This window comes from Xanthomarina sp. (assembly GCF_035306705.1).
In the GTDB taxonomy this organism is placed as follows: Bacteria; Bacteroidota; Bacteroidia; order Flavobacteriales; family Flavobacteriaceae; genus Xanthomarina.
Window position 1 is genome coordinate 1 of the sequence record NZ_DATGNO010000077.1, and the last position, 5,694, is coordinate 5,694.

A 5,694-nucleotide genomic window follows, 5' to 3' on the forward strand; every position below is an offset into this window, starting at 1 on the left:
CAAATTCTTCTTTCCACCAAAGCAGCGCTTCTTCCGCTTGATTTTCTCCTATGTTTAAGACTTTGCTCGGTACTTCGCCATATAAGTTTCCTGTTAAAACAATCAGGTCTTCTTTGTATTGTTGAATGAGTTTTTTATCGATTCTTGGTACATAATAAAACCCTTCTGTATAAGCTAGAGAGGATAATTTTGACAAATTGTGATAGCCATTTTTATTTTTGGCAAGAAGCACGATTTGATAGCCATTGTCTTTTCTGCTTTTATCGGCATGATCTTCGCAAACAAAAAACTCACACCCAAGAATGGGTTTTATTTCCTTTAGTTTTGGGGTTTCGCCTTTTTCTAAAGCTTCTTTGTTTTTTACCTGAATGGCTTTGTTATGATTGGTAACCGCTTTTACAAAATGAAAAGCGCCCATCATGTTTGCATGATCTGTTAAAGCCACAGCAGGCATGTTGTGTTCAGCAGCAACCGCCACCAAGCCAGGAATACTCATGGTAGATTGCAAAACTGAAAACTGTGAATGGTTATGAAGATGAACAAATTCGACCTCAGCCAACTCCGAAATGTTTTCTTTTATTTCAGCGTCTGATAGATCGTCTGTTTGTTTTTCTTGTAAACGTTTATTGATTTTAGCACTTTCCTGTTTTAAATTTATGTGCTTTAAACCAATGAGTTTAATTTCTTTCGGATTGGCTTCTGAAAAATTCTTAAAATAATCTGGCTGAACATCCAATTCCTCCTTGGTATATTCCTGGCGACGAATTAATTCTAAAAAACAACGCGTAGTTGCTTCCACATCTGCCGTGGCATTATGAGCCTCAGCAAAAGGTTGGTTAAATAAAAACTGATGCAGCTCCGTTAGCGTTGGGAGTTTGAATCTTCCATAACGTCCCCCTGGAAGTTGACAAAGTGATGCTGTATGCTCTGTACAGGTATCTAAAACTGGGAGTTCTTGTAGGGCATTTGCTATGTTTTCTCGAACAAATTCGGCACCCATAATATTGAGGTCGAATTTCACATTTTGTCCAACTACAAATTTGGCTTTGCCCAAAGCCACATTAAATCTCTCCAACATGTCCACCAACGGAATTCCTTGCTCTTGTGCCAATTCGGTAGAAATACCATGAATTTTCTCGGCATCATAAGGAATATTAAATCCGTCTGGCTGAATTAAATAATCCTGATGTTCGATACAGTTCCCCATCTCGTCATGCAATTGCCAAGCAATTTGAATACATCTTGGCCAATTGTCGGTATCTGTAATGGGTGCGTCCCAACGTTTTGGTAAGCCTGTGGTCTCGGTATCGAAAATTAAATACATCTGTTGTTTTGTTGTTTGCTGTTTAGTCGTTAAGTTGATTATTCTTTACGAATATTTATATATAAACCCTGAAAATATGGCTGATTTTCTTTAGAAGAAAAGTTTTTAAAATTACACATAATTAATGCTTTTTGGAAGGGAAGTTACAAACTTTTATAAACAAAAAACGCAACCCTTTCGAGTTGCGTTTTCTTATTGATTGTTTAGATGCTTTTAAGAAACTAATTCTTCTTGAACTTTTTCTATATTGATGGCCGCTTGGATCGCATTTTTATGTTTATTCAACAATGAATCGATCGTTGGTGGCAAATTTTTCTCTTTTAGAATGTTATTATATTCCTCAAGACTTGCTTTTTCACCTTTAATGGTTTCTTCAATAATCGCTTCCTCATTATTTGGTGTGAAAGTGGATTTTAATGTCATCCAATTTCTGTGCATGGTTCCTTTAAAACTACCTGAATCTGTTGGAATTTCTCCATATTGTAAGATTTCGGTTCTTAGCTCTTTGGCAAACTCACTTCTTTCTGAAGCGCGACGCTTAAAAAACATTTTTAATTTAGAATTTTCCACTTCGCCCATAGCGTTTAAATAGCCTTTTTCAGCATCGTAATTCTTTACTAATAACTCGTTTAATTTGTTTGAAATTTGTTCTGAATACTTCATAATCTTTTGCATTTTTAATTTCAATATCTTCTTTATAGATGCCTATTGTTTCACATCTACTTTAATATACACCTTATTTAGGTTAAACCCAAGTATATAGAAGGACACCACTGAAACTTTAGCTCTTTTTAACAAAAAACGCAGCTATCAGGCTGCGTATGTTAAATATTTTGTGAAGATGGGCTTACTAATTGCTCAACTACTTATGAATTTCATTATTTAAGACTGTTGGTTTGGCGCTACATACGCGCAGGTGACCATTATTAATCACATGTTAAACCATCTATAATAGCCTGAAGCGTTCCAGTATCGTCTCCACAAGCAATTTGCTGATCGACTAAAGCACTTTTATAGTCATTACAAACGGCTTGATATGTACTATCTGTTGTTGCAGTGGCATTAAAAATGGCTTCGGCAGCATTTCTGGCGGCAACTGCTTCATCGCATGACATTAAAACTGGTCCAGAATTAATTGGTACTGGAATTTCATAAAAAACCCCTTGACTAAAATTAACCGTTTTACTTCCTGAAGCCGAGTAGGCATTAAACCAAAACTTTCCTGAAATGGTATTTCTTTCCTGGTTGTAGTCTGTAATTTCAATTATTCCATCTGGCGGATACAATTCTGCTTCCAGATCTGGCAGATTGTTTGTGGAATATTCTTGATTGTTGGCATCTATTAAAATGGCTTCGTTGATGTTATTTTCACCCAACAGATAGGTTCCTACAGAAAAAGAAGATACCTGTAGATTAATAACATCGTAGTTATTACTCCCAGAAATAATGGCCTTACCGTTTTCATTAATATACCCACTATATAGAACGGCTTTCCAAATACTTCCGTCCTTTTTACCTTGCATGGCTGGCGTATTAAATTCGATATCATCGGCACAGCTTACCATCGTAAAAATGGCCAATGCCATTACAAATAACTTTTTCATCTGTTTATATTATTGTTTTTATTTTAATATGGACCCTCCAAACAATCGTTTCTTTCCAATTAAAGGATTTTTAATGGATATGTCATCTTCCATTTAAAATATCTTTAATAGAAATCAAAAATAAGACAAAAAAATACAATGAATTAGTTTTTATATAAAAAGTTGATAATTAAAAAAATATAGTATCTTTGCCCCCTTATTAATAACCGAGGTCGAGAACCTCAATTAATTAATTTTTATGTCAGTTAAAATCAGATTACAAAGACACGGAAAGAAAGGGAAACCTTACTACTGGATTATTGCAGCAGATGCAAGATCTAAAAGAGATGGTAAATACATAGAAAAACTAGGTGCTTACAATCCAAACACAAACCCAGCCACTATTGAATTAGATGTTGATAGTGCTGTAAAATGGCTTCAAAATGGAGCACAACCAACAGATACTGTTAGAGGTATTTTATCTTACAAAGGCGCTTTACTAAAAAATCATCTTGCAGGTGGTGTTAGAAAAGGTGCTTTAACAGAAGAGCAAGCTGAAGCAAAATTTGCTGCTTGGTTAGATGAAAAAGCTGGTAAAGTTGGAGCAAAAACAGATGGTTTAGCTAAAGCTGAAGCAGATGCAAAAGCAAAAGCTTTTGAAGCTGAAAAAGCTGCTAACGAAGCTCGTATTGCTGCAAATGCACCGGTTGAAGAAGAAGTGTCAGAAGAAGTTGTTGAAGAAACAACAGAAGCTGCAGCTACGGCTGAAGAAACTTCTAAAGAAGAAGAGGAATAAAAAACTAATTTTTTATACTTTTGAACCCAGACTCTTACCGTCTGGGTTTTTTATTACATACAACTAGAAAAAGCGGTATGCCATAATTCCCGCGAAAGTGGGAATCTTATAAATTTTAGACTCATTCAAAAAAGGTTCTGGTTTTTAAAGAAAATAACTATGAAAAAAGAAGATTGTTTTTTTTTAGGAAAAATAGTATCTAAATACAGTTTTAAAGGTGAACTCCTTATTAAACTTGATACAGACGAACCAGATTTGTACGACGAACTTGACTCGGTATTTATTGATTTAAGAAATAATCTGGTGCCATTTTTTATTGAATCCTCGCAATTGCATAAATCCGATTTACTACGGGTTCGTTTTGAAGATGTCGATACGGAAGCCGATGCCGATGCCTTGATAAAAAGCGATGTGTATTTGCCCTTGGAGTTTTTACCAAAGCTAGAAGGCAATCAGTTTTATTTTCATGAAGTTATTGGGTTTACCGTAGAAGATGTCAACTACGGAACTGTTGGAACCATTGTTTCTGTTAACGACTCTACTGCGCAAGCGCTTTTTGAAATAGAGAGAAATGGCATTGAAATTTTAATTCCAGTAAACGATGCGTTTATTGTAAAAGTGGATCGGACAAACAAAACCATTGTAGTAGACACCCCTCAAGGATTGATTGATCTCTATATCGAGTAAATTCCAGTAAGCCAAGCCTGTTTTGACCCCAAAGGCCGCCTAAAGTTAGGATACAGAACTTCTAGCTAGGTGCGGGTTATTTTATTAAATTAAAAACAAAACTACTCCCCTTATTCTCAATAGAAGTTACTTTAATTTTACCTCCTAAATTTTCTATTAGTTTTTTTACGGTTGCCAAGCCAACTCCCGTTCCTTTATTTTTATTTCTATCCTCTCCAAAGGCAGAAAATAAATCAAAAATAACCTCTAATTTATCATTAGGAATTCCTGGGCCATTATCTTTAACTTCAAATATATAATCGTCTTGGGTTTCAGAAAAATTAACAGCTATCTCAATTTCTTCCTTGTCGTTATATTTAATCGCATTGGTAATTAGATTAACCAAAACTTGTGATAAAACCGATTTATTCACCAGAATCTCCCCTACATTTTTAGTGAAATCAAAAACAACATCTTCGTTGTTGGACAAGCATAAATTCTGAATATGAAGAATATAATCCTCAAAATTTATTAGTTCCTTATTACTTTCAGTTACTTCTGAATTGTTATAAAACACCAACAAACCGTCAATATAATCCCTGAGCGAATTAGAAGAACTCTTTAAGTAGTCCAAATACTCCAAAGACTCTGTGGTGAGGTGATTTTTTAAATCCGTTTCTACCAAATCTATTAAGGAGGTTATATTTGCTAATGGGGATTTTAAATCGTGACTTACTACGTTGGCAAATTTCCTTAAATTCTCGTTTCTCAATTGCAACTCTTCCTTTAGCTTCAATAGCTTTAAATTTACTAAGCGTTGTTCGAACAAACTAACGACTTGATTGGCCAGAACCTTTAAAGTTTGTATTTGTTTTTCGTTTAACGTATTGGGTTTGGTATCAAAAACACATAAGGTTCCCAACCTGAAACCTTCTGGATTTACCAAAGGTACTCCCGCGTAAAAAACGGCGTGCTGTTCTGTAACCAAAGGATTATCTATAAATCGGATGTCTTTTCTAGCATCTTCAATTATGGTAATGGAATCCTCAGACATAATAGCGTGCCCACAAAACGAAATATCCCTTGGCGATTGATTAAAGGGGATTCCATAATGCGATTTGAAAAAATTTCTATCAGCATCCAGAAGCGTGATTAAGGAAATAGGCGCATCTGTAATAAAAGACACCAAAGAGGTTATTTCATTATAACTCTTTTCGGGCAACGTATCCAGCAATTTATACTGTTCGACTGCAATTTGTCTTTGTTTTTCGTTTTCAGGTAAAGATGGGGATATCATATAAATATATTGATGGGGTAAATTTACG

General features: G+C 35.0%; 6 protein-coding genes. 2 read left to right on the forward strand and 4 right to left on the reverse strand.

All coding sequences use genetic code 11. The annotated features are described in order from the left end of the window. The 3 genes from VKY47_RS06520 to VKY47_RS06530 all read right to left on the reverse strand — a co-directional run. On the reverse strand, positions 1-1,324 hold a 1,324-nt coding region (locus VKY47_RS06520), incomplete at its 3' end, for a PHP domain-containing protein (RefSeq protein WP_324311395.1). A 213-nt stretch (positions 1,325-1,537) separates the two neighbouring features. Next, positions 1,538-1,987 (reverse strand): ferritin-like domain-containing protein, encoded by a 450-nt coding sequence (locus VKY47_RS06525; protein ID WP_324311397.1) that lies wholly within the window; start codon positions 1,985-1,987, stop codon positions 1,538-1,540. Between the two features lie 263 nt (positions 1,988-2,250). Continuing rightward, positions 2,251-2,928, reverse strand: coding sequence for a DUF6252 domain-containing protein (locus VKY47_RS06530; protein ID WP_324311398.1), 678 nt, complete (start codon positions 2,926-2,928; stop codon positions 2,251-2,253). A 238-nt stretch (positions 2,929-3,166) separates the two neighbouring features. On the opposite strand from VKY47_RS06530, the gene VKY47_RS06535 reads away from it, so the two are divergent. Together VKY47_RS06535 and rimM are read left to right on the forward strand one after the other, a co-directional pair. After that, entirely contained in the window at positions 3,167-3,703 is a 537-nt protein-coding gene (locus VKY47_RS06535; protein WP_324311400.1) for a 30S ribosomal protein S16, read from the forward strand. Positions 3,704-3,862: 159 nt separating this feature from the next. Next, the gene (gene rimM / locus VKY47_RS06540) at positions 3,863-4,390 is read left to right on the forward strand and encodes a ribosome maturation factor RimM (RefSeq protein ID WP_324311402.1); all 528 of its coding nucleotides are present in this window, start codon (positions 3,863-3,865) and stop codon (positions 4,388-4,390) included. Between the two features lie 76 nt (positions 4,391-4,466). Here the strand turns inward: rimM and VKY47_RS06545 are convergent. Beyond that, a partial coding sequence (locus VKY47_RS06545; RefSeq protein ID WP_324311404.1) for a GAF domain-containing sensor histidine kinase occupies positions 4,467-5,694 on the reverse strand: 1,228 nt, incomplete at its 5' end.

Coding starts and splice junctions, on each gene's coding strand:
- VKY47_RS06525 (WP_324311397.1), bottom strand. CDS start 1,987: ATGAAGTATTCAGAACAAATTTCAAACAAATTAAACGAGTTATTAGTA.
- VKY47_RS06530 (WP_324311398.1), bottom strand. CDS start 2,928: ATGAAAAAGTTATTTGTAATGGCATTGGCCATTTTTACGATGGTAAGC.
- VKY47_RS06535 (WP_324311400.1), top strand. CDS start 3,167: ATGTCAGTTAAAATCAGATTACAAAGACACGGAAAGAAAGGGAAACCT.
- rimM (WP_324311402.1), top strand. CDS start 3,863: ATGAAAAAAGAAGATTGTTTTTTTTTAGGAAAAATAGTATCTAAATAC.